This window comes from Acinetobacter sp. AOR18_HL, from assembly GCF_027855145.1.
GTDB lineage: Bacteria > Pseudomonadota > Gammaproteobacteria > Pseudomonadales > Moraxellaceae > Acinetobacter > Acinetobacter pittii.
In genome coordinates this window covers 452,051-478,099 of sequence record NZ_JAKTIG010000031.1, presented here as the reverse complement: position 1 = coordinate 478,099, position 26,049 = coordinate 452,051, and the positions used below count along the sequence as shown (strand labels likewise).

The 26,049-nt window shown below is 39.2% G+C and carries 15 protein-coding genes and 1 riboswitch; of the genes, 13 read left to right on the top strand and 2 right to left on the bottom strand.

Going from position 1 to position 26,049, the window contains the following annotated elements:
* Window positions 1–4 precede the first annotated feature (4 nt).
* The 8 genes from MKL51_RS10355 (at window position 5) to MKL51_RS10320 (ending at window position 16,583) form a co-directional block, all read left to right on the top strand.
* Window positions 5–1,591: an urea amidolyase family protein gene (locus MKL51_RS10355; protein WP_270904288.1), complete on the top strand. Its 1,587-nt coding sequence runs from the start codon at window positions 5–7 to the stop codon at window positions 1,589–1,591.
* A complete protein-coding gene (locus tag MKL51_RS10350; RefSeq protein ID WP_017481472.1) occupies window positions 1,588–3,306 on the top strand; it encodes an acetyl/propionyl/methylcrotonyl-CoA carboxylase subunit alpha in 1,719 nt (572 codons plus the stop codon). Before MKL51_RS10355 ends, MKL51_RS10350 begins: the two co-directional genes overlap by 4 nt.
* 302 nt (window positions 3,307–3,608) lie before the next feature.
* On the top strand, window positions 3,609–4,829 hold the full coding sequence (locus MKL51_RS10345) for a chloride channel protein (RefSeq protein ID WP_017481473.1): 1,221 nt from the start codon (window positions 3,609–3,611) through the stop codon (window positions 4,827–4,829).
* A gap of 346 nt (window positions 4,830–5,175) precedes the next feature.
* The gene (locus MKL51_RS10340) at window positions 5,176–6,915 is read left to right on the top strand and encodes a ShlB/FhaC/HecB family hemolysin secretion/activation protein (protein WP_017481474.1); all 1,740 of its coding nucleotides are present in this window, start codon (window positions 5,176–5,178) and stop codon (window positions 6,913–6,915) included.
* 46 nt (window positions 6,916–6,961) lie between these two features.
* On the top strand, window positions 6,962–13,033 hold the full coding sequence (locus MKL51_RS10335) for a two-partner secretion domain-containing protein (protein ID WP_087400482.1): 6,072 nt from the start codon (window positions 6,962–6,964) through the stop codon (window positions 13,031–13,033).
* 11 nt (window positions 13,034–13,044) lie between these two features.
* Window positions 13,045–14,445, top strand: coding sequence for a hypothetical protein (locus MKL51_RS10330; protein WP_002114038.1), 1,401 nt, complete (start codon window positions 13,045–13,047; stop codon window positions 14,443–14,445).
* 268 nt (window positions 14,446–14,713) lie between these two features.
* Window positions 14,714–15,229 (top strand): SMI1/KNR4 family protein, encoded by a 516-nt coding sequence (locus tag MKL51_RS10325; protein ID WP_005070062.1) that lies wholly within the window; start codon window positions 14,714–14,716, stop codon window positions 15,227–15,229.
* A 787-nt stretch (window positions 15,230–16,016) separates the two neighbouring features.
* Window positions 16,017–16,583, top strand: a complete 567-nt coding sequence (locus MKL51_RS10320) for a TetR/AcrR family transcriptional regulator (protein WP_017481475.1) — start codon at window positions 16,017–16,019, stop codon at window positions 16,581–16,583.
* A 51-nt stretch (window positions 16,584–16,634) separates the two neighbouring features.
* On the opposite strand, the gene MKL51_RS10315 is transcribed toward MKL51_RS10320, so the two are convergent.
* Window positions 16,635–17,066 carry an SRPBCC family protein gene (locus MKL51_RS10315; RefSeq protein WP_017481476.1) on the bottom strand — a complete coding sequence of 144 codons (432 nt, stop codon included), beginning with the start codon at window positions 17,064–17,066 and terminating at the stop codon, window positions 16,635–16,637.
* 128 nt (window positions 17,067–17,194) lie between these two features.
* On the bottom strand, window positions 17,195–18,127 hold the full coding sequence (gene yddG / locus MKL51_RS10310; RefSeq protein WP_017481477.1) for an aromatic amino acid DMT transporter YddG: 933 nt from the start codon (window positions 18,125–18,127) through the stop codon (window positions 17,195–17,197).
* Window positions 18,128–18,330: 203 nt separating this feature from the next.
* Between yddG and MKL51_RS10305 the strand changes: the two genes are divergently transcribed.
* The 5 genes from MKL51_RS10305 to uca all read left to right on the top strand — a co-directional run bounded on the left by MKL51_RS10305 (window position 18,331) and on the right by uca (window position 26,010).
* Complete coding sequence (locus MKL51_RS10305) at window positions 18,331–19,281, top strand: 3-hydroxyacyl-CoA dehydrogenase NAD-binding domain-containing protein (RefSeq protein ID WP_017481478.1); 951 nt, start codon at window positions 18,331–18,333, stop codon at window positions 19,279–19,281.
* 237 nt (window positions 19,282–19,518) lie between these two features.
* Window positions 19,519–20,682 (top strand): zinc-dependent alcohol dehydrogenase, encoded by a 1,164-nt coding sequence (locus tag MKL51_RS10300; RefSeq protein ID WP_017481479.1) that lies wholly within the window; start codon window positions 19,519–19,521, stop codon window positions 20,680–20,682.
* A 186-nt stretch (window positions 20,683–20,868) separates the two neighbouring features.
* Window positions 20,869–20,964, top strand: a riboswitch (guanidine-I (ykkC/yxkD leader).
* Window positions 20,965–20,992: 28 nt separating this feature from the next.
* Window positions 20,993–21,733 carry an urea amidolyase associated protein UAAP1 gene (locus MKL51_RS10295; RefSeq protein ID WP_017481480.1) on the top strand — a complete coding sequence of 247 codons (741 nt, stop codon included), beginning with the start codon at window positions 20,993–20,995 and terminating at the stop codon, window positions 21,731–21,733.
* Window positions 21,734–21,748: 15 nt separating this feature from the next.
* Entirely contained in the window at window positions 21,749–22,402 is a 654-nt protein-coding gene (locus MKL51_RS10290; protein ID WP_000217380.1) for an urea amidolyase associated protein UAAP2, read from the top strand.
* A gap of 2 nt (window positions 22,403–22,404) precedes the next feature.
* Window positions 22,405–26,010, top strand: coding sequence for an urea carboxylase (gene uca, locus MKL51_RS10285; protein WP_017481481.1), 3,606 nt, complete (start codon window positions 22,405–22,407; stop codon window positions 26,008–26,010).
* The last annotated feature ends 39 nt before the right edge of the window (window positions 26,011–26,049 follow it).

Here is a 26,049-nt window from a genome sequence, read left to right as displayed (position 1 = left end):
GCAAATGCGTTTTTTATCGGTAAACGCCGACTGTTTCCTGATTGAGCTTGCGAGCTTAGAGGAAACTTTGGCGTTGTACAATAAATTGCAAAATACGCAATTGAATGGAATTAAAGACTTAGTCCCCGCTGCAAAAACAATTTTGGTTTTCTTTAATGAGATCGAAACCAATTTTAAAACGCTGGTTGCTTCAATTCAGAGTCTCAAAATTGATTCTGGATTTGAGCGTAGCGGCCAAGAAGTGATTGTGCCGATTTGCTATAACGGCGAAGACCTTGCTCAAGTTGCAGAGCTACAAGGGCTGACTGTTGCAGATGTGATTAGAAAACATCACCAAAGTGTGTGGAATGTGGCTTTTATTGGTTTTGCGCCGGGCTTTGCGTATATGAGCAGTCCCGATAAGCCTTTTACCGATATTCCGCGCTTAACGGTTCCGCGTAAAAAAATACCGTCAGGTTCTTTGGGATTGGCTGGAAAATACTCTGGTATTTATCCAAAAGACAGTCCGGGTGGTTGGCAGCTGATTGGTACTACATCAGAAAAAATGTGGGATTTAGAGCGTAAAAATCCTGCGTTACTGTTACCGGGCATGACCGTACATTTTGAAGATGTGACGCATAACCAAACGACAGTGACTGTACCGCAGCAAATCACGCGTACGGTTGAGCCGAAACAATCGGTGCCACTGTTTAAGATCACTGTACCAAGTTTACAAATGCTTATTCAAGATGAAGGGCGATTAAACCAGACCAATATTGGGGTTGGCGTGGCTGGTGCAATGGACTTATCTGCCATGCACAGTGCTAACCGTATTGTCGGTAATCCAACCGATACACCAGTTATTGAAGTTTTAAATGGCGGCCTAAAAGCCAAAATGCAGCATGCGGGCGTTATTGCAGTGGCTGGGGCTATCTCAAACATTCGGGTGAAATTTGCCGGTGGTCAAACCGCAGACTTTGCAAGCTATCAACCGATTGATTTGGATGAAGGCGATGAATTTCAAATTCAGCCACCAACAGCAGGCTTAAGAAATTATTTGGCTGTTCGCGGTGGAATAGACGTTGAGCCAGTACTCAATAGTGCTTCGTTTGATAGCTTGGCAGTGTTAGGTCCAGAGCCTTTAAAACTTGGAGATATCATTTATCAAGGGCAAGTAAAGACAGCCAATATTAGCGTAAATGAAGTTGGTAAAAACGATTTGCCACAAGCTGGCGAAGTAGTTGAGCTAGATATTGTGATGGGCCCACGTACCGATTGGTTCGAACAAGACAGTATTGAACTGCTATGTCAGCAAGAATGGCTCGTGACCAATGAAAGCAACCGAGTCGGGCTAAGACTTTCAGGTGCACAGCCTTTAACTCGCAAAATTACCCATGAACTGGAAAGTGAAGGTACATGTATTGGTGCTTTGCAGATTCCACCGAGTGGTCAGCCTGTTTTATTTATGAATGATCACCCTTTAACGGGCGGATATCCGGTCATTGCCTCTGTTGCTAAACACCATTGGGATTTGGTGGCACAGATTCCGGCAGGTTGCCGCATCAAATTTAAAAAAATTGCCGAATTTACAGATTTTGAGAATGAAAGATGAATACAGAAAAATTATTGATTGCTAACCGTGGTGAAATTGCCGTTCGTATTATTCATGCTTGCCGTGATATGGGAATTTCATCAGTCGCGTTATATGCAGATGACGATATTGGCAGCATGCATGTCGAACTTGCAGATGAAGCATGGGGTTTGGCGGGTACGACTGCTAGCGAGACTTACCTAAATATTCCAGCCATTATCGAAGTTGCAAAGAAATCGAAAGCAACCATGGTCCATCCGGGTTACGGCTTTTTATCTGAACGTGCTGAGTTTGCTCAAGCCGTGATTGATGCAGGCTTAAAATGGGTCGGGCCATCACCAAGTGCCATTGAAAAACTAGGCGATAAAATTGAAGCACGTAAAATTGCTGCTTCAGTCGGTGCGCCTTTGGTTCAGGGTACGCAAGATCCACTCAATAATGCAGATGAAGCTTTAGAGTTTGCCAAACAATATGGTTTACCAATTGCCATTAAAGCTGCATTTGGTGGTGGTGGGCGTGGCTTAAAAGTCGCGTGGAAACTCGAAGAAGTGAAAGAGCTTTATGAGTCGGCAGTACGTGAAGCAAAAGCTGCCTTTGGCCGTGGTGAATGTTTTGTCGAGCAATATTTAGATAAACCGCGCCATGTAGAAGCGCAAGTGATTGCTGATCAGCATGGCAATATTGTGGTGCTTGGCACACGTGATTGTTCATTGCAACGCCGTAACCAAAAGTTAGTCGAAGAAGCGCCAGCACCATTCATTAGCGATGAGATTTATCAGCAAATTTTAACCTCGGCAAAAAATATTTGTCAGGCCGCAAACTATGTGGGTGCGGGAACAGTTGAATATTTACTGAGTCGTGACGGTAAGCTTTCATTCTTAGAAGTAAACACTCGTTTGCAAGTTGAGCATCCAGTGACCGAAGAAACGTCGAAAGTCGATTTGGTGGTGGAACAAATTCGTGTTGCACAAGGTGAAGCGCTTTCTATTAAAGAAACACCAAAAGCACAAGGCCATGCCATTGAGTTCCGTATTAATGCCGAAGACCCAGCACGTGGTTTTATTCCAGCCTTTGGTGTATTGAGTTTATTTGAAGCGCCGTTTGGTAACGGTGTACGAGTAGACACAGGTGTTCGCACTGGGTCATTAGTGTCTAGCCATTTTGACTCACTCATGGCAAAGCTAATTGTGACTGGTCCAACCCGCGAAGTTGCAATTGCTCGCGCTAAACGTGCTTTAAAACAATTTAAAATTGAAGGCGTAGCTTCGGTTTTAGATTTTCACCGCGCGGTACTTAATGAACCTGACTTTACAGATGAATTTAATGTACACACGCGCTGGATTGAAAATGACTTTAAACAAGAATTAAAGCCAACTAAACGTGGCATTCCAAACCATCAACAATCGATGTTACTGAGCTACATTGAAATTGATGGTAAGTTACACCGTTTAGGTTTACCTGCGGGGATGTTTGCACAAGGTCCAGCAACCGCAGCTCCAGCCCAAACAACCGAGCCAGAAGTGAGTGCCGAGCATTTACTTGCCCCAATTAATGGTGTGATTAGCACTTGGAAAGTCGAAAATGGTGAGCAAGTCACCGAAGGCCAAGTGGTTGCGATTATGGAGGCCATGAAAATGGAAGTGCAGGTACTGGCACACCGCAGTGGTGTTATTCAGATTGGCGCAGAGAAGGGCGCGACCTGCCATGCAGAAACAGTGATTGCGAGTATTAATTAAGTTTTGAATAAATGATTTGGCTCACTTAAGCATCAGTTTAATTGGGTCAAATCGAATGCTTATTTATTCACTCAGTCAGCTATTTTCACAGTACTCGTTAACCATTTTCAGCTTGAAAATCAGTACTAATTGTGAGATATTCCTCACAGTTTAGTGATATGAAAATTAATCACTGTATTGAAAGCTCGCTTATGCGGGCTTTAATTTTTAGCCCAGTTTAAGCATTTCTCACTTAATGAGCTGGCAGCATAAAAATAATTTGAGAATTTGGCACTCACTCAAAGGCGAATTGAAGAAAGCGAATGAAAATTCTACCTTCATCTGAATATGATCAAATTCTAAAATACAGTGTCTATTGGCTCGTCATCTCAATTGTGATTGGAGTCATAGCAGGGCTAGCTTCGACCTTAATTTTTGTCGCTTTTGATATTTCAAACAAAGTTCGAAGTCTGCATCACTGGCTCATCTACTTTTTACCTTTTGTGGGTTTTGGTATTGGCTATCTCATTAAAAAATATGGATCACCGATTGAACGCGGAACCCATTTACTGATTGATGAAATTCACCAGCCTAAGTCGTTTATTCCAAAACGAATGAGCCCCATCATTTTTATTACTTCAATTTTAACGCAGTTATTCGGTGGTTCGGCGGGGCGTGAGGCGCCAGCGGTTCAGCTTTCGGGTGCCTTAATTGACCACTTGAGTCATATATTAAAAGTCTCGGAAGATAACCGAAAAATCTGTTTAATCGCCAGTATTGGTGCAGGCTTTGCAGGGGTATTTGGCTTGCCTCTAGCGGGTGCAATCTATGGTTTAGAAATTACTGCTTTGGGTAATTTAAGATATTCAGCTATTTTTCCATGCTTTGTGTCGGCTCTGATTGCATCGGCGATCCCTGAGCTATTTGATATTGTTCACCCGCATATTTTTTATGTGATTAGTGAGTTTCCAGCCATTCATTTTGGCACGCTCATGAACTTAATTGTGGCAGGTCTGATCTTCGGTCTAGTCGCACGTTTCTTTATTGCTGCCATTCATTTTGCGAGTGACGTCTTTTATAAATATGTGCGTTATTTACCATTAAGAACGATGGCGGGTGGTATTGTCATTATGCTACTTACGCTGTTCACTGCGCATCAGCAATACAACGGTTTGGGTACAGATAAAATCATTTCATCTTTTTATGTACCGATTGAGTTTTACGACTTTTTTAACAAGACTATTTTTACAGCCATCACTTTAGGGTCGGGTTTTAAAGGTGGTGAAATTACACCGTTGTTCTATGTGGGTGCGACATTAGGTAATGCTTTAGGCGCAGTTTTAAACCTACCCATTTCATTACTTGCAGGCTTAGGCTTGGTGAGTCTGTTTTCTGGAGCAAGTAAGGCACCGTTGACCTCTATTATTTTAGCTGTTGAGCTATTTGGAATGAATGTTGCGACTTATGCCATCATTACGTGTTTATTGGCAGCGTTATTTTCTGGAAATTGTGGATTGTATCGCCGTAAAAAGTTGATGGATTGATTAAGCATTTCTAAGGAGTTGAGTGGTTTTAGAGTGCTTAACTCCTATTAAATATTCTTTTTTTTTAATAATAAAAATTGGCCTAGTAAATGAAAATAATTCTAAAAATATGAAAAGAATTGAATTTATAGCTTTATAAAAGAAGATAGAAATTAATTTTAATGAACAACTATTGTTTCCTAAATATTTAAACTATAGGTATACATTAATAAAAATTAAAAATATTTAAAAAATTTCCAAAATGTTTCAATTATGAATTTTTTATGACATTTATTGTTGATTGTGAATGATTCATGTAGTTTTTGTTTGATTTTTTATCCATTTGGTAAATTAAAAATAACATTTTATGCAAAACAAAATTTTTTTTACTCACGCTTTTTTTCTTTTGTATGGGGTAGCTACACATGCTTATGCTATCGATGATATTTCTTTACCAGATCGTATACGTCAGGAACAACGTTTAAAAGAGCTTAATCAACAATTAGAAGAGCAAATCACTCAGCTTGCACCTAAACCTGTCACTACCCAATTGCAGGATTTTAAAACTATAGTCGTTTCGGAAGAGCCATGCGTTAAGGTCAAGAATATTGATTTTGATAGAAAGACGTTACAGGACCCTGAACACTATAAATTTCACTTTATGCTTCGGGCAATCTGGAATCATCCGCAGAAGATTATTGGCAAGTGTATCGGTACGCAAAGCTTACGTAACCTCGTTAATTTCGCCCAAAATGAATTGATTAAAAAGGGTTTTATTACCAGTCAGGTTACTGTTGATCCTCAAGATATTCAGCAAGGTTCTTTACGGCTCGGTGTACAGATTGGGCGTTTACGTAAGATCATCGTAGAAGGTGAGCAACTCTCCTTATTACAACTTAAAGCAGCTTTACCATTTAAAGAAGGCGATGTCCTTAATCTACAACAACTTGATCAGGGTCTCGAAAACTTAAAACGAGCTTATACGGTAGATATACAAATTGTGCCGTCAAATGAGTCTGTTCAGGAAGCTAAAGGGTATAGTGATCTGATTATTAAGTTACAGCCACAATCGAAAATCAATTTAAATTTTGGTCTGGATAATTCAGGAAGTAAAGATACAGGTCGTTATATAGGTAGTCTTGGACTCAATATTAATAATCCATTCTATTTAAGTGATTATTTTTCTTTTAATTTTAGTCATTCATTAGATAACTTAAATCGAGACTTAAATAAAAACTACTTTGTAAGTTATCAGCTTCCGTTAGGAAATTATGATTTCAGTACTAGCTATAGCCGTTATCAATACGAGCAAAATGTATTGGGTGCAAATGGTGTACTACGTTATCACGGCTTAAGTCAGCAGGGTAATTTGAATGTATCTCGTGTACTTAGCCGAAGTGGACAGCATAAAACTAGCCTCTATGGCAAGCTCTACCATAAGCAAAATTCAAACTTTATTGATGATATTGAAATCGAAGTACAACGTAGAAAAACTTCAGGCTGGAATGCAGGGATACAACATCGCCAATATCTGGGTGATGCTGTATTAGATGCGGGTTTGGATTATCGGCATGGCACAGGCGCATTTGATGCGTTGTTAGCACCAGAAGAACAAATTAAGGACATTGATAAAAATCCATTACCATCAGAAGGGTATTCCCGTGCACCGATATGGAGTGCCGATTTACGTTTTCAAATGCCATTTCAGCTTTTAAATGTGCCAGCGCAATACCGTTTGAACTGGCGCGGACAATATGCTCCACGAGTTTTAGTACCTAATGACCGTTTTTATATCGGTGGTCGTTATAGCGTTCGAGGTTTTGATGGTGAACTGATGCTATCAGGCGATAACGGACAGTATTTACAACAGGAAATCAGCGTAAATACACAAATTCCTAATACTCAATTTTACATGGCTGTAGATCAGGGGTGGGTGAACGGTGAGAACAGTATTGCTGGGCAGCGTCATCTGATGGGAAGTGTCGTAGGACTACGAAGTTATCTCAACCATTTTTATATTGATGCCTTTACAGGGCGAGGCCTAATCACACCTAAAAGTATAAAAAAAGACTGGATTTTGGGATTTAGCCTAAATGCTTTTTATTAAGTTTCCTTAAGAAACAAAATTAATTTTAATTAGAGAAAACTGACTTATGAATAAAAATCTTTATCGAATTGTTTTTAACAAAGCCCGTAACATGTTTATGGCAGTTGCCGAGAATGTCAGAAGCCAGAGCAAGGCGGCAGGACAATCTACCTCCTCAGAAATAGTGAGCTCTGGGCAATCACTGGTGCAAGAAAAATCATTTCATCAACTGTGGCACGTTAAGGCATTGGCGGCAAGTATCAGCTTGTTGGTGCCATTTGCTCCGGTCTATGCTGCTATTGTTGCAGATAGCGCAGCGAATGCTGCGAATCGGGCTGTCATTGGTGCTGGTAAGAACTCAGCAGGCACAACAGTTCCGGTGGTCAATATCCAGACCCCTAAAAATGGTATATCCCATAATATTTACAAACAGTTTGATGTTCTGGCTGAAGGCGCTGTTTTAAATAACAGCCGAACAGGAGCTACCACGAAAACCGTAGGGGCCGTGGGGGCAAACCCATTTTTAGCAACAGGCGAAGCTCGAGTTATTTTAAATGAGGTAAATTCAACAGCTGCTTCACGCTTTGAGGGGAACTTAGAAGTTGCAGGGCAAATGGCAGATGTGATTATTGCCAACCCGTCTGGTATTAATATTAAAGGTGGTGGCTTTATTAATGCCAATAAGGCAATTTTTACTACGGGTAAGCCTCAGTTAAATGCCGATGGCAGTATCAAGCAGTTTACAGTTGACCAAGGAAAAATTACGGTCTCAGCGAATCCTAATTCTAAATTTGGCTTGGGGGGAAATAATAATGATGCAAATTATGTAGACCTCTATACCCGTGCATTAGAGCTTAGTGCTGAGCTACGCGCCAAAAATGATATTCAGGTCATTGCTGGAGCAAATAATGTCAGTGCAGATTTACAGGACGTTACTGCTAAAACAGGCACAGGAACCGCACCGACATTGGCAGTAGATGTTAAAGCGCTGGGTGGAATGTATGCCAATAATATTTATTTGATGGGTACAGAAAAGGGCCTAGGCGTTACTAATGCGGGGACACTTCAGGCAGTCAACAATCTGGTAATTACCAGTGCCGGGAAAATTGAGCATAGCGGTACTATCAGTTCGACCAGTAAAACCCAAGGTTTAGTGAGTCTACAAACAACAGGCACTGGTGCTGTTGCAGATATCAACTCATCAGGCAGTATTAATAGTAATAGCATGTTAAATATTGATTCAGGTAATAACCTGAATGTAAATGCTAAAGAAATTATTATTAATAATGGTAGCTTGGCTGCTTCTCCTTTAATCATTAGTAGCAAAGGGAATTTAAATTTAGCGGCAAATAGTCGAATTTTTAATGATGCACAGAGTGGAGATGTATATGTTGATGCAGCGAACATCGATCTGGCAACTAATGCAGGCATTACCAGTAATCGGGGTTCTGCTTATATCCAGTCGCAAAAAGATGTAGTTGCAGCTCAAGGTGCAAAATTAATAGCAGCACAAAATTTGAATGTATCCGGAAAAGGTAAGCTCTCACTGAACGAAAATCAGATACAGGCATCCTTGGGTTCAATAAACCTACAAGCAGATTCTTCAAATACAGATGGTTTAATTGATATTCGAGGTGGGACTATTTATGGGGGTAAAGATTTAAACTTATATAGTTCAGGAGATGTAAATTTACAAAATCTTGGATTTGCACTTGAAAATTCTGCAACACGAGTCAAGAACATTAATGCTCATAGTGGACGAAACTTGGTTTGGAACAATGCAACAAAAGTTCTACCCCAGATTACAGGGAAAGTTGCATTGGATGCCGAGAATAATTTAAGTATTTCAGCTCAAGGGGTCTCTAGTAAAGATAGTATCCAGTTACAAGCAGGTCAATTAACATTAAATACGAATTTCACCTCCCAAAAAGATATTAATCTGATCACAGAAACAACTGATTTATTTCTAAATAATGTATTAAATGCTCAAAATGATATCAACATTTCAGCTTTAACTGGTGGGATTACTGCCAATAGCCTCAAAGCCAATTCTAATGCTGGCAAAATTTCGATTCTTGCGAATAAAAATCTAGTTTTAAATTCACTGCAAGAAATAGAATCAGCTCCTTGGGCAGATCAAGATGGCGCAACAACTGATATGACCTTCATTAATGGTAATAAAGGGGTTACATTAGGGTCAATTGGGGATGGGAATGTACAATTAAAATCTACTCGTATTACTGCTGAACAGGGTGATATTCAACTAGTTGCTGGTAATGGTGTTTCTTTACAGGCGAATACCGATGTTACGATTAGTGGTGATAGTGGATATGACAATGTAAGAAAGAATGTTTTACAAGGACAATCCTTACAGATTCAGAATAAGAAAGCAGATATCGTTATTGATAGCACCAATTTAACAACTTCTGTTGGTGGTTTATCTATTAATGGCGAGGGTAAAACGACATTATCAAATAGCGAATTAAACTCTAAAGGGAATATTGAGCTTTCCGCCAAAGATCATTTGACTTTACAAAATATAGAAGCGAATGCTGATAAACACATGGCGCTTAATAGTCAAAAAAATATCTATTTGAATAGTGAACAGGGCCCTACAGTAACATCTACAATTTGGGAATCTTATAGTTTAGTTAATTTAAAAGCAGCTGGTTTATTATCATTAAAAAGTAAAGGCTCACAAGCTCTTAACTCTACTAGCATTAAAGGAGGAGCAATCAATATTGAAACTGATGGGTCATTTAATATAAATAAGGATGTTCAACTAAACTCAGCAAGGAATATATTTTCTAATCAAGAGTCTGATAAATTTTTAGCAAGTGATCCTCAATTACAGAAGATACAGGGAAATCTTTCAATTCAAACAAATAATACTCTTGTATTGGATCCAGAAAAAATTAAAATTCAAGGTGATAATAATATTGAGTTAATTTCAAAAAATGGAGATTTAACCTTACTTGGATATGGGGGGAGTAAAGGTAATGGTTCTGAGAGGAATTTTACTATTAGTGGTACAGGAGATATTCACGTAGAAGGAAAAAAAGTAGATATTCAAGGGGCTTTTATTTCTGGTCGAAATATAAATATTTTTACTAGTTCAGGTGATATTAATATTGATGGAATTAAGAATAATTTTAATAATTATGCTAGTAAAAAATATAGCTCTGAATTGTTTGAAAAAATTTTTAATTTGACAATGATCTTATCTAATACTGAAAGTTTAAAAAAATATAGTGCTTCAAGAATTAGTCAAATGCAAGAAGAATTAGCAGATCTAAAAGATGCCTCCACATTTTTAGAAAATGGGACAAATGGATTCGAACATGCAGAAACTGTACTTAGAACAAGTCTAGGTGATGGAATTATTAACCTTATTTCAAAAAAGGGAATAAAAATTACTGGAGCAACAATCCAGGCAGGATATGATGGAAAAGTAAATATTGAAGCTCAAGGGGGAAGCGATAAAATTTATAATTCTACGGTTTTAAACAAGAATAACCAGCCTATAAATATGAATGCTAGTATTATTATAGCTGGACATAATGACTTTTATGACAAGGGTAATGATACAGATTCTAATTATAAAGCAATTTCTTTTGTAAGCCCTACTACTATTGAAGGAGCTGATATAAATATAAAAACAGTAGGAAATAGTGCAGGTGATAATCTTGTACTTCAAGGAGTGGGTATTTCAGCTAAAAATCAAGTAAAGATAGAAGCGAAAAAGAATATTCTGTTTGATGTAGCACTCGAGCAAATTTTTGATCGGTCAACAAAGGTACAGAAGAAAAAATCTTGGGGTGGATTAAAGAAAAAGACAATAACAACTGTAATGGAAAACGAGTTAATAAGACCTGCTTCAGTTGATATTGATGCAAAAAATATTTATATAGAAAGTAAAGAAGTAAATCCACAAAATAGTATAGATATTTATGGAGGTAAGCTCACAGCGAATGGAGGGATGATTTCAGTTCGTTCAGGTGGTAATTTGAATTTTTATACAGCTCCTGAATCTTCAAAAACAACAATTGATGTGAATAGTAAATCATCAATAATGGGGATTAAATATAATAGTTCAAAGACAAATTCGACTCATAATGTAGTAACACAAATACCGACGAAATTAGTTGCTGATTATATCGGTACAAAATCAGGCTTTGATACACGATTAGTAGGGACTGATTTTGAATATTTAAAAGGCGCAACAATTGAATCAGGTGGTAAAATCTTTATTGAGCCTGCTATTACTAATATTTCGACAAAACTAAAGAAAGAAAGTAATTCTGTTGTTTGGCAATCTATGCAAGATAAAGGCTCCATTACAGAAACAGCCAAACTCCCAAATTTTAATGGACCTGTTGCGCCTACATTTAAGGCTGCTGGTGGGCTGAGCGTACAAATACCGATAAGTGAAAAAGATGCCAATAAAATAGTACTTCGGGATGAAATTTTAAAATTAGCAAACCAACCTGGAAATACTTACCTTAAAGATTTAGTCAATCGTAATGATGTGGATTGGCAGAAGATCCTCCTTACTCAAAAGGATTGGGATTATAAATCACAAGGTCTAACTGGAGCAGGAGCGGCTTTAATTGTCATCATCGTCACTATTGCGACAATGGGTACTGGTACAGCAGCGGCGGCTGGAGCAGCAGGAGGAACAGCTGCTAGTGGTACTACGGTCGGTCTTGGGGCAAGCATGCTTGGTACGGCTGGGGTGACTACCACAGCGGCAGGCGCAATTGTTCCATCAACATTAGGGGCAATGGCAAATGCAGCAGTCACGAGTCTAGCTGCTCAGGCAAGTATTGGTCTGATTAATAACGGTGGGGATATTGGCAAGACCCTAAAAGAGATGGGAAGTAAAGATTCCATTAAAAATCTGGCTGCATCTGTGGTAACAGCAGGTTTATTAAGTCAAGTTGGTACTGCTCTAAATTTAAAACCAGACAGTACTCTCCTATCAGACCGATTAGTAAATAATTTTACCACTTCTGTAGGATCCACCTTAGTACAAACTGCCATTAATGGTGGGAATCTTGGCGATAATTTACAAGTTGCATTACTAGCCGGTTTAGCAGGGGCCTTACAAGGAGAGTTGGCTAGTCAGATTGGAACGAGTTTAGATAAAGTCGATCCGAATATATTTGAATATACAATTCATAAAATTGCTCACGCCGCTGTTGGATGTGCTGCTGCTGCTGCAACGAAGTCTAGTTGTGAGGCAGGTGCGATTGGTGCCGGTGTAGGTGAAATAGTTGCAGGGTTAATGCCAGAACCAGCCAATGGTATTGAATATACTGATGCAGAAAAACTAAAAATCCGGAATATAGGTAAATTAGTTTCTGGAACGGTTGCAGCATATACTGGTTATGATGTAAACACTGCTGCGAACAGTGCTGATACTGCGATTCAGAATAACTCCTTAGTTAGATTAGCAACTACCACAGGTAAGCTATTAGTAAAAGCAGCTGAAATTTATGGTGATATTAAGAAAGCAAATAAGGGTATAGTCGATTCAAAGGTTTTTGTACAAAAACTTAAAGATCAAGGCGTAAGTGAGCTTGTTGGAATAGCTGATGATTTGGTAACTGTTTTTGGTCCTGCCAGTACTCCTTTTGATAGAGCTTTAGCAGCTTTTGACCTTATTATTGGAACAGATTTAAAACCGGGGAAGGCTGAATCATTAAAGCTTGCTCAAGCTGAATTGGATAAATTAAAAGTAGATCAAGCTTATACTTTAAAAGTTTTACAAGTAAAAAAAGACGTAGTTACCAGAAACCGATTAAACGGTAAAGAATTTGAAATGAGTGCTGCAAGTAAATTGGGGGTAAAGCGAAATACCGATCGACAAATGATTACCATAAAAACTGAGAGAGATGGACAGATTAATATTATTCCAGATGCATTCGGTAATGGTGGGACATTAGTTGAGTTCAAGAATGTCCAATATCTTACAGATACCCAGCAACTCAGGGGGTATGGGGCAACAGGAAAACCAGTTACTTTAGTAGTAAATATGAATACAAAGATATCTGAAACAGTGAAGAATAGTATTTTATCTAATAAGGGGACAATTCAAAGATTTGATCCTATCAAAAATACTCTCCACTCATATTAGGAAATTATCAAATGAAGTTTAAGCGTCCTATTTATAGCAAAATTTTTACTCCAAATATGTTGAGAGATCCCCAAGAATTTTTTAAACGGATACACCACTACTGTAATTCCTTTCCAGAAATGCTTCCAGAAAAGTATGGTTTTTGGGAACCATTAAAAATCCCATTTTCACCTGACATAATAGAAAAACTGATTCCTAATGACAGAGGGGGAGCTGCTGATCGATTATTGTGCCAACGTTTAAAAAAGCCCCGTTATCAAGGAAGTTTTTGGCCTTCACTGCATGGAGAGACGCATAGTGAGGAATATCTTACCTCAGAGTTTACTCAAATTGATCAGCATAAATTGATAAATTATCTGAAAACTACTACCTTACAATTTAATGCGGACTTAGCAATTATTGATGCAAATCGGCATTCGGAACCACAGTTAGGAATTAAAGAAGGATGGCGTGGGGTAACACCTTTTTCCTATGAACTAAAACATTGGTTACCAGATATGTATTGGGGAACGGTATTTGGTAAACCTTATGTCGATTTATTTGGCTTAGAGTGTTTATTGTCTACCCCCGCGTATAAAGTAGAAAAGTTATCAGATGATGCTGTTTACATTCAATTAACTGAGCAAGTACAAGATATATTTGAAAAAACAGAACATGTGGATGAACAGCGTGAAATAGTTAAACATCATTTGGGTACTGATGCCTTTTGGTCACCAGAAAAGGCTTATGTAATAAACACGGATTATAGAGTTTTAAAAGGCTTATCTGAACATAATGTAATTAATATTCCTTTGCAGACTAATTATACTGATGTCTTCCGTGTGCCTCATTTTAATTTAATATCAGATGCTTATATGCAAGCAGAAGTGCCGCCGGAAAATATTTATACATATTTGAAGGGAATAAAGGAATTTGGTACCGATCAATGGATTGTTCAATTGTCTCAAGCATGGTTATTACGCATGTTTGATCCTATAGCGCTTGGTTATGGTGTTGAGGATGTTTATAATCATGGTGAGGTAAGTGAAATAGAGTTTTTTTATAAACCCGATGGATATGACTCTCCTATAGAAAAGGAACTATTTATTGGAGCGTGGGATCGACCAGAGCAAGAAACAATGAGCCGTCAGAAGTATGCTGAATCCATACTTCAAGTATTAGCTAGTAATTACCCATTAGCGCAATCAGAATGGTCAAATGTAGAAAGTAAAGTTGATCATTTTGAGGGGCATTCAGAAGTTTATTTAGACCAAATCGATCCACAAGAGTTTAATTTGTTTCGTATAGCAATTAAAGTAATTGTATTTGAGCGGTTTTTTGTTAAAGTCACTTTCATGGATTATTGGTGTAATGACTTGAGTGAATCTCAAGAAATTTCTAACCCAATTTTTAACTTGTTTAAAGCTAAGTAATATTTATATAAAAAGACTTTTATTGATAAAAATAAGGGGATGAAGCTCCTTATTTTTATTCTGTACAAGAAATATATAGCAGCGAATATAGCTGTTGAATGTTCTGTCATCCACTATGGATGACAGAACATCTGCTTTAATTGAATTATCAATACGTGTGGATTTAAAGGCAGCTAAAAATGTTGATGCCTTAAAAAGCGATCAAAAAATTCTTGTGAAGAATTTAGGGACACCCTTAACAAGAATTTAATTCTTTTTGGAGAAAAATGTGAATGAAGCATTAAGAAAAATAGAGATTCTTTGGAGTAAAGAACTAAAGCACGCTGTTCATAGAGGAGAAAAAACTTTTTTTCAGTTTCGTTGTATTTTGAATAATGGTATTTCACCAGATAGATTTGATGATATCGATTTGCAATTACCCACAGAGTTTAAGGAGTTCCTCTTAGTTAGTAATGGGGCTGATTTATTCAAGGATGAGGAATATGGGCAATGGGGAGCGAGAATATTTAGTATTGATGAGTTACAGTCATCTAATAAATATTATAGAGAGTTAAGGCCTAAAGACTTCACTAAGGGGGATTTGATAATTGGTGAGTTTTATGGTGATTCAGATTTGTTATTGTTAAGGTGTGATCCTGAAAGTAAGGATTATGGCGTTGTACTTATCGCTTTACCTTTTGATAATCGCTCAGATTGGTATTGTTCAGTCAACTTTGAATATTTTATAACTGACTATGTTAATTTTGAGGGCGATAAATTCTGGGAGATGCGAACAAAAAAATAATTTTATTGAAGCTCTAACAAGGGCTAGTTTTTTTAGCATATCCCATTTTATTTATTATTCTAATTATGTTGCAAAGATTAATGCTTAAAATTAAATATATAAGTCATCTCTAGAGCTAATCTATAGTTTGCTATGTAGTTACTAAATTAATAAAGCAAGAAAGGTATATCCTTATTTTTCTATGAATATATAAGCCCATTTCCGATGGCTAATTTCTTTCTTTTTAACGATCTATTTTAAAACAAATGTCATTTCCCACGCTTGACGCCAACAATAGCGAATACTATCCTTTGCGTGCTGGCCACATTGCCAGTCGGTTTTAGCAGACCGTTTTCATCTAGATCATCAAAAAAGTAATTTTTTGGTGATGAACTCGTTCGTCTCCCTTCGTAGCGGTAGGACGGAGGAGGGACGCCTTCGGGCGTGCCAGTTCCTAGATGACTGGTCTGCTAACCCTTCTTCGTTCTGCCACCATAATCATTTAGCAGTGATCTGGTAGAACTTCTATTTCATCTAGGAGTCCGCTATGCGTACTAATTCTTCTCAATTTTTGGCCTTTGCCAAAATCTCTCTATTTATACCGTTTACATACTCTCTAAATCGGTTTAATCGACTCTAGGTTTTTACGCCTAAACATCGTTACGACTAAAACATAGCAACAATAAAACCGAGATAGGCGAGCACACCTTTAGTGCCGCTCTTACATGCCTGTTTTTAGCACTCAATTTAAGAGTGACGGCATTTCTATCTCTTTTACATACAACAAAAAATATTTTAAGCGGTATACATGAAAAATTTAGAATCTTCATTTAGAGCACTCAGAGTGCTGCACACAGCAAAAGATTTATTTACTCAAAATGGGTTTAACAAGGTCGGGGTTGACCGAATTATTGCTGAAGCCAAAATCCCCAAAGCGACTTTCTATAACATCTTTCATTCAAAAGCACGACTGATAGAGATGTGTTTAACCTTTCAAACGGATGCGCTCAAAGTAAAAGTCCTTTCAATTATCAATTCATACAGCGAACTTATGGTGTTCGATAAACTCAAGCAAATTTACTTTTTACATGCCAATTTAGAAGGCTTTTATCGTTTACCATTTAAAGCAATTTTTGAAATTGAAAAGTGTTATGCAACAGCTTATCGAGTGGTTCTTGATTATAGAAACTGGTTTATAAATGAGCTTTATAAGCTGCTTCTTACTGTAAAAACTACCGCTTCAATAAAAGACCCACACATGTTTCTATTTGCAATTGATGGGGCAATGGTTCAGCTATTAAGTGCCAATAGCGTAGATGAACGAGATAAATTATTAGATTACTTTTTATTTATGCTATCTGAGCATTCAACTTAAACCTTAAATACAAAAAGCCCGTGATTGGGCTTTTTCTTTTAGATGCGGCGATTAAAACTTAAGTTTTTTAAGCCCACGACTCACACCATTTTGTAGAGCGGCTTTAATGATAGGGCCAATAAATGGTACGCGACCTTTAAAGCTAATGGTGTAATCCAAACGACTACGATTATTTCCCAAGTCAGTAAATTTCATGACACCACGGTGGCCCTTAATTGGGCTAATCCCGCTCGTAATTGCATATTCAATCAGTTCATTTTCTTTGTAGACTAAATTGGTTTCAACAAATGAAGGGGTCAATGGAATAGACATTTTGCGTGCAGAGCCAACACCATTACGAGCGTCTTTTCCATTGCTAATGCGAGTCACTTTAGCAGGAGCGAAAAGTTTACTTAGGTTTTCATGCTCACTTAAGGTTGCAAAGACCTTATCTACGGGTGCATCAAATTCTTGTACGATGTTGATTTTTTGAGTTTTTAACATCTTATTCCCTCTAGAAATTATTTTGACATTGGTAATTGTCAGAATTTGGATGTTAGCACGCTTTGGGCAATGGGGGAATTCTTCTTCGTCGGAGTTATTTTAAGTCTGAAAAAAGTATTGCGTTCAATCTACAATGCTTTTTGGCCTTTTCTTAATTTTTTAAAGAAGGGCTGAATCACAGACCAGTTGGTTGAAACCCAGCAAATAAAGGAACCAGCTGTCACCATTGCTGTTCCTTGCCAGAAGCTCATCGATAATTGAGTTTGTAAAACAAACATCGCCAAAATAGACGAAATAATCGGGGTGAAATAAGAGGCCACCACAAGCACGGTAATGTTTCCATGAATGATGCCAACATTCCAAGCGGCATAACCAAAACCCATGGCAGCAGAAGCAACTAAAAGGGTCATGACTGTTGGAATATCCATTGAAGGAATAGCAAAGTGCCCCGATACAAGCAGCTTGAACCATAGCGTGAGCGCGACACCAACAAAGAAAATGGAAATTGGATTTTGCCCATTACTTAATTTTTTGGTGAGTACACAGTAAAAAGCCCAAATGATGGCGCCTGCAAATGCCAAAATATAGCTCAGTGGGTTGCTATGAAAATTATCGACAAGACTATTTAGACTAAAATCACCGCTTCCAGTTTGAATAAAAATAATGCCGAAAATTGAAAGCATTAGACCTAAAATAATAAGGAAATTAAACTTTAATTCCTTAAAAATAACAAAAGCTAAAACCGTTAAACTCGGCCACAGATAGTTAACAATACTAATTTCAATTGCTTGTTTTGCTGTCTGAGAGTAAGCAATCGCAAACGAGAAGCACACCTCATAAGCCACGAACAGAATTGTGCCAAATATTAAGTATTTTTTAGAGATCTGCTTAAAATCTGGAACTTTGAAAATGGCAAGCAACAGTAGCGTACTTAAAGAATAAATAAACGTAACACCTAGCTCAGGCCCAATGGCGGCACTGACTTGTTTCATTAAGCCGACCAGAGATGCCCACATGAGAATGGCGCTTAAACCAATCAATGTTGCTAGATTTTTTGACATAAAATTCAGTAAATAACGGTTAAAAAATGGTAAAAGATGAAGCTATATAGATGAAAGGAATCAATTTTCAAGCTAAGGAATATAGGACAAATTATATAAAATATAAACAATTAAATTTATTGATTGGTTGAATCTCCTATGTTTATTTAGCATTCAATTGAGTAACGAAATTTCGAATAAAACAACATTTGTACGAGGAAAATATGGAAGTCATTAAAACGGTTGGTGTTGTTGGAGCAGGTGTAATAGGTGCAAGTTGGACGGCCTTATTTTTATATAAAGGATTTAAAGTTAATGTTTACGACCCGTATCCTATAGATGAAGCGGTCTTTAAAAATAGAATATCTGCAAATTTAAATGATTTATTCGCTTTAGACCAAAACGCTGAACACAGTTATTCTCCGCAAAATGTACTGCTTCATCTGGAAATTTTTAGTAATTTAAAAGATGCGGTTTCAGATGTAGATTTTATTCAAGAAAATGCCCCAGAACGTCTGGATGTAAAACAACAGCTATATCAAGAAATCACAGCATATTGTCCTGAACATACCATTATTGCTTCAAGCTCATCGGGCTTAAAAGTGTCTGATTTTCAAAAAGAGGCGCTACACCCTGAACGTATTTTATTAGGTCATCCTTTTAATCCGCCTCATCTCTTACCTTTGGTCGAGATCGTTGGTGGTAATCTGACTGATCCTCAAATTTTAAAACAGGCTTCTGAGTTCTATAAACAACTGGGCAAGAATCCAATTGTTTTAAATAAAGAAGTAAAAGGGCATGTCGCAAACCGTTTGCAGGCTGCGCTATGGCGAGAAGCTTTTTCACTGGTTGAACAAGGCGTGTGCTCTGCCGAAGATGTCGATGTCGCGATTACCAGCGGGCCAGGTTTAAGATGGGCGCTCTTTGGCCCCTACATTAATATGCAGCTTGCCAACCAAAAGGGCTTTAAAGAAGCAATTCATCATTTAGGCCCACCAATGACAGAATGGTGGAATGATATGCACGCATTTCAACATTCAGACGAGACAACAGAGTTATTGGAAGCACAAACCAACCAGTTATTAACACAATATAAAGATATCGATTTATATGAAACCAGAGATAAAGGTCTGGTCGATATCTTAAAGCTCAGACAACAACTTAAGTTAGATTAATTCAAAATATTAGAATAGAGCCAATCATTTTATTGCAGAGATGATTGGCTTTTTTTATTGGGGTAAATAACAAAAACATCCCTAGCTGAAACAATCCTAGATTCATTAAATGTTACTGAAATTCCTATCGCGTTGCATTTGAACTATATGCCTTACGTGAAGAGTAAGAATCGTTGCAAACCGTAAAGAAAGCCTCCTCATAATCAAAGGACATCATAGAAAATAGAGGAATATAAAATGCGCGCTCTTACTTACCACGGTGCAGAAGATGTTCGAGTAGAAACAGTAGCAGACCCTATTATTCAAGAACCGGATGACATTATTTTACGAGTGACTGCCACAGCAATATGTGGCTCTGATTTACATTTATATCGAGGCAAAATCCCTAGAACCGAACAGGGCGATATCTTTGGGCACGAATTTATGGGGGTGGTTGAAGAGGTCGGTCCAGCTGTCACCGCAGTGAAAAAGGGCGATCGTGTCATTGTTCCTTTTGTGATTGCCTGTGGCGAATGTTTCTTTTGCCAACTTGACCTAACTGCTGCTTGCGAAACTACGAATACAGGTCGCGGCGCAATTATTAATAAAAAGCAGATTCCACCAGGTGCGGCTTTATTTGGTTATAGTCATCTTTACGGCGGTGTACCGGGCGGGCAAGCAGAATATGTGCGTGTGCCAAAAGCCAATAAAGGCCCTTTTAAAGTACCAACCTCATTGTCAGATGAAAAAGTACTTTTCTTGACTGATATTTTACCGACTGCTTGGCAAGCCGTGACTAATGCCCAAGTGAAACGTGGCTCAACCGTTGCAATTTATGGTGCTGGTCCAGTCGGACTGTTAAGTGCTGCTTGTGCCAAGATGCTCGGTGCTGAAAAGATATTTATGGTCGATCACAATGACTATCGATTGAACTATGCAGCGGCAACATACGGTGCCATTCCGGTTAATTTTGATGAGGTCGATGCTGCCGAATTTATTATTCAACATACAGACAATTACCGCGGTGTCGATGCGGTGATTGACGCCATTGGTTTCGAGGCAAAAGGCAGTGTGATTGAAACAGTCCTGACCAATTTAAAGCTTGAAGGTTCAAGTGGTGCAGCACTGCGTCAATGCATTGCAGCAGTTCGCCGTGGTGGGATGGTTAGTGTACCAGGTGTATATGCAGGCCCGATTCATGGTTTTTTATTTGGTGATGCTTTTGATAAAGGCTTAACTCTTAAAATGGGACAAACCCATGTACATCAATATTTGCCGCAACTCTTGGAATTGATTGAGCGTGGTGAATTAACACCTGAAACGATTATTACCCACCGAATGAAATTAGAAGATGCCGCAGAGGGTTATCGCATTTTTAATGAAAGAGAAGAGGACTGTCGTAAGGTGATTCTGCTTCCTTAATACGCTCTCTTATAATTTAGTCTTAAGCCTCTTAGTGAAAGGGGCTTTTTTATTTTGAAATGCACAATTTTGAGTGCAGCTTTTTATTTTGTATTTTAAATCGCACTCAAATTGCCCAATTTTAGTATTACTTTTAGCCAAAAACGTAATACTAAGCTGGCATGTCCTTTGCATAGTCTTAAGCAATCAAAAGTGATCTAGGGTTCCGATACTTACAGTATGACTGGACCGAGAGTTCACGGTTCCTAGCGAACTACACGGAGGGATAAAAGCCCGGGAGGAAGTCTAAAACTATCCGACAGGAGTAGCTATGAACACTGCAAGTTATCATAACAATCAGGCGATTTGGACCGAACTTTTACCCGGCGGACATCATTGGTCAGGTCGTATTCAAAAAGGAACTATTCTTAGATTTACATCGCTTGGCGCTCAGGCAAATGTTTCTTTGTTTTGTGTAAATGCTGCCGATGTACTTGAACGTTTTAACATGCCCGACAGTTTAAAAGGACAACACACTGCCTATTTAAAAGCTTCCAATGTGCTGTACTCAGACCTAGGCCGTGTCATGGCTTCCATTGTTTATGATGACCATGGTTGGAATGACGCGCTTTGTGGTCCAAGCCGACCAGAGCAAATTGAAAAGCAATTCGGTACTCGCACATTTCAAGATGCCCGTAATGATATGTACCAAAACGGCTTAGACAGTTTACTCATTGAAATGTGTAAATACGGACTTGCCAGCCAAGACCTGAGTGCCGCCGTTAATCTATTTTCTAAAGTTGTGCCAGACGAAAACGGCGCTTTGTCATATGTCAGTTCTGACAATACTGATCAAACCATTGAACTGCGTTTTGAAATGGACTGCCTGCTATTTTTATCTGCCGCACCGCATGGTTTAGACACCAGCCCAATCTATCAACCCGCCAGTATTCAACTCAGTTTATTTAAAGCCAATTCACTAACAGACAGCGATATTTGTCGTGATGCGTGTTCACAAAATCAGCGTGCGTTTCAAAACACAGCCCGCTACTACGCGCTTAGCAATATTTAAATCAGGAGAAGCATCATGACAGTTTTACAATCATTTGAAAAAGCAGTTTTAAATGAAGTTTGTCCTGCGGGTGAAGCGTGGATGTGCGAGGTTAAAAAGGGCCAATATTTTCGAATTATTGATCTGGAAGGAAACCAAGCGGTCGATACTTTGTTTATGAGTGCCGAAAATCCAACTGAGCGTTATAGCGCAATGGACACTTTGGCTATTAACCAACAGATTTATTTAGAAAAGGGCACCAAGCTCTACAGTAACTTTGGCCGCCCAATTGCCGTCATTCATGATGATAACTGCGGTCGCCATGACACCATTGGTGGTGCCTGTTCATGTGAAAGTAATACAGTTCGCTATGCACATGAAACGTATCCTATGCATAGTTGCCGTAACAACTTTATGTATGCCTTGGCAAAACACCCGATTGCAAAAAAGCATGGTTTAAATGTGCGTCACATCGGCCCAAACATTAACTTTTTTATGAATGTACCTGTGACACCAGACGGTCAGCTTAAATTTGATGACGGAATTTCAGGCCCAGGTAAATATGTCGAGGTTCGGGCAGAAATGGATTTAATTGTTTTAATTTCTAATTGCCCTCAGCTGAATAACCCATGTAATGCCTATAACCCAACCAAAATTCAACTGGTTGTCCGTGAAGCGGAAGGGGTGTAAGCATGTTTAAAAAAGTTCTGATTGCTAACCGCGGTGCAATTGCCTGTCGCATAATTCGCACCCTTAAAAAACTCGGGATTGCTTCGGTGGCTGTTTACTCCGAAGCCGACCGTGATTCGTTACACGTGACTTTGGCCGATGAAGCTTTCTTGATTGGTCCTGCACCTGCGCATCAAAGTTATTTAAATATTGAAAAAATCCTTGAGGTTGCTAAACAGTCGGGAGCAGAAGCCATTCACCCCGGTTATGGTTTTTTGTCTGAAAATGCCGAGTTTTGTGATCTGTGCGAAAGCCAAGGTATTGCTTTTATTGGACCAACTTCAAGCCAAATGCTCGATTTTGGTTTAAAACATACTGCACGTGAACTCGCAATTCAAAGCAATGTGCCTTTGCTTCCGGGTAGCTCATTACTTTCCGATGAAGCTGAGGCCTTGTTTGAGGCAGCCCGTATTGGCTATCCGGTCATGCTGAAAAGTACCGCGGGCGGTGGTGGTATTGGCATGCGTCTGGTCTGGAATGAAACCGAGTTAAAAGATGCTTATCAAACCGTATCTTATTTAGCGCAAGTCAATTTTAAAGATGCAGGTTTGTATTTAGAGAAATTTGTACAACACGCGCGCCATATCGAAGTACAAATTTTTGGTGATGGGCAAGGACAAGTTTTAGCGTTGGGTGAGCGTGATTGTTCGGTACAACGCCGTAATCAGAAAGTGATTGAAGAAACACCCGCACCACATTTAAATGAACAGCAACGTGACCACCTTCAAAAAGTTGCGATTCAACTCATGCAGTCGGTGAACTACCGTTCGGCAGGTACGGTTGAGTTTGTCATGGACACTGAAACCCAAGAGTTTTATTTCTTAGAGGTCAACACGCGTTTGCAAGTCGAGCACGGCGTGACCGAGCAAGTGTTTGGTGTCGACTTAGTCGAATGGATGGTTACTTTGGCAAGCGGTGACTGGTCAGCACCGACTGAAAAGTTAGAGCCAACAGGGCACTCCATTCAAGTTCGTCTTTATGCTGAAGACCCGATTAAACAGTTCCAGCCGAGTGCAGGCCTGCTTACCCATGTTAAATTTGACCCGCAAGCACGAGTCGAAACATGGGTAGAAACAGGGTCAACGGTGTCGTCTTTTTATGACCCAATGATTGCTAAAATTATTGTGACCGCTGCAACACGAGAACAAGCTATACAGGCAATGTGTGCCAGTCTTGCCAACACACAGGTGGCTGGCATCGAAACCAATTTGGAATATTTACAAAACATTATTGCTTGTGATGTGTTTGCTTTAGGGACGCAAACCACTCGATTTTTAAATACGTTTGAATGGAAAACTCAAAAAATTGAGGTGTTGCAGGCTGGCATTCAAACTGCCATTCAAGACGTAACAGGTCGATTAGGTTACTGGGATGTTGGGGTGCCGCCATCAGGTGCCATCGATCCACTCAGTTTAACTGTGGCAAACCAGCTTTTAGCCAATGAGCCAAATACCGCAGGGCTTGAATGTACCTTGCAAGGACCAACTTTAAAGTTTCACTGCGACAGCCAAATTGTGATTACTGGCGGTGATATGCCGTCAAAACTTGATGGTGAACTTGTACCGATGTGGCAAACCATCAATGTGAAAAAAGGCCAAGTTTTAAAATGTGGGATTATCCGTTCAGGTTGCCGTAGCTATATAGGTGTGAAAGGTGGTTTCGATGTTCCTGATTACTTAGGGTCACAGGCGACTTTCACTTTAGGGCAGTTTGGTGGGCACGCAGGCCGTAATTTATTAATTGGCGATATGCTGCCGATTACTGAATATTCCGCTCAATCGACTACCGCTTTACCTCAAGCGCAAATTCCTAGCTTTACTCAAAACTGGGAAATAGCAGTGATGTATGGCCCACATGGCGCACCAGATTTTTTCACCAAACAAGATATTGATACCTTCTTTGCCAATGAGTTTGAAATTCACTATAACTCAAGCCGTACAGGCATTCGCTTAATCGGCCCAAAACCTGAGTGGGCACGTGAAGACGGCGGTGAGGCAGGCTTACATCCTTCCAATATTCATGACAATGCTTATTCCATTGGCGCAATTGATTTTACTGGCGATATGCCAATTATTTTGGGTCCGGATGGTCCGAGCTTAGGCGGTTTTGTTTGCCCGGCGGTAGTGATTCATTCCGAGCTTTGGAAAATTGGGCAATTAAAAGCAGGCGATAAAGTTAAATTTGTACCTGTGAGTTATACACAAGCAAAAGTACTTGATCAAAAATATCATCAAAGCTTAACTGCGGCTGATACAACTCGTATTGATTTCAACCCAGCCATTGAAGCAGAACCCGACACTTTAAAAGATGCAGTTTTAGCTACTTTAGAAGGTAAAACTGATTTACCAAGCGTGACCTATCGACCAGCAGGAAATAGCTATTTGTTGGTGGAATATGGTGAGTTAGTCCTCGACCTAAATTTACGTTTCCGTATTCATGCGCTCATGCAATGGGTCAAAGATCAAAAAATTCAGGGTATTATCGACTTAACACCGGGTATTCGTTCACTACAAATTCATTTTGATTCAATTCAATTCGATCAACTGGAGCTTTTACAGAAACTTCAACAGGCAGAAGCTGAATTACCTGACATTCAAAATATGCAGGTGCCTTCACGAACTGTCTATTTGCCTTTGGCTTGGGAAGATTCGCAGACTCAACTCGCCACCGAGCGCTATACGCAAATTGTTCGACCAGATGCACCGTGGTGCCCAGATAACGTCGAGTTTATTCGCCGTATTAATGGCTTAGCTTCTAAGCAAGCGGTTAAAGATGTGGTCTATAGCGCAAACTATTTGGTGATGGGTTTAGGCGATGTGTATTTAGGTGCACCCGTTGCGACGCCGCTCGATCCACGCCAACGTTTAGTGACCACAAAATATAACCCTGCGCGAACTTGGACACCTGAAAATGCGGTCGGCATTGGCGGGGCGTATATGTGTGTGTACGGTATGGAAGGGCCGGGCGGCTATCAATTCGTTGGTCGTACCACTCAAATGTGGAGTCGTTATCGTAAAAATGCCGACTTCGAAGATGGCAAACCGTGGTTATTACGCTTTTTTGACCAAGTTAAGTTTTATGAAGTTTCTGAGGCTGAACTTCTGCAAATGCGTGAAGACTTTAAGGCAGGTCGTCTACAACTTCGTATTGAAGATGGTGTACTCAACTTAAAAGAATACAACGAGTTTTTAAAGACGCATCAAGACAGCATTCAAGCCTTTAAAGATACACAGCAAGCTAACTTTGAGGCTGAACGCCGCCGTTGGCATGAAGCAGGCTTGCAAGAATATATTTCTGAAAGCCTAGATGCTGTAGATGATGGCGAAACCGTGGTGATCCCTGAAGGAGGCTGTACAGTCGAATCACACATGCCGGGGTCAATCTGGAAAATCGAATGTGCATCGGGTGATATTGTTGAAGAAGGTGCAACCCTTGCAGTGATTGAGGCAATGAAAATTGAAATTCCAATTATTGCGCCGGAACGTATGAAGGTAGAAACCATTACCATTGAAAAAGGTCAAACCGTAAAAACAGGACAAGTGCTATTTACCTTGGCACCAGTCGCTTAAACCTAAAAGAGAGCATCAATATTGATGCTCTCTTTTCAT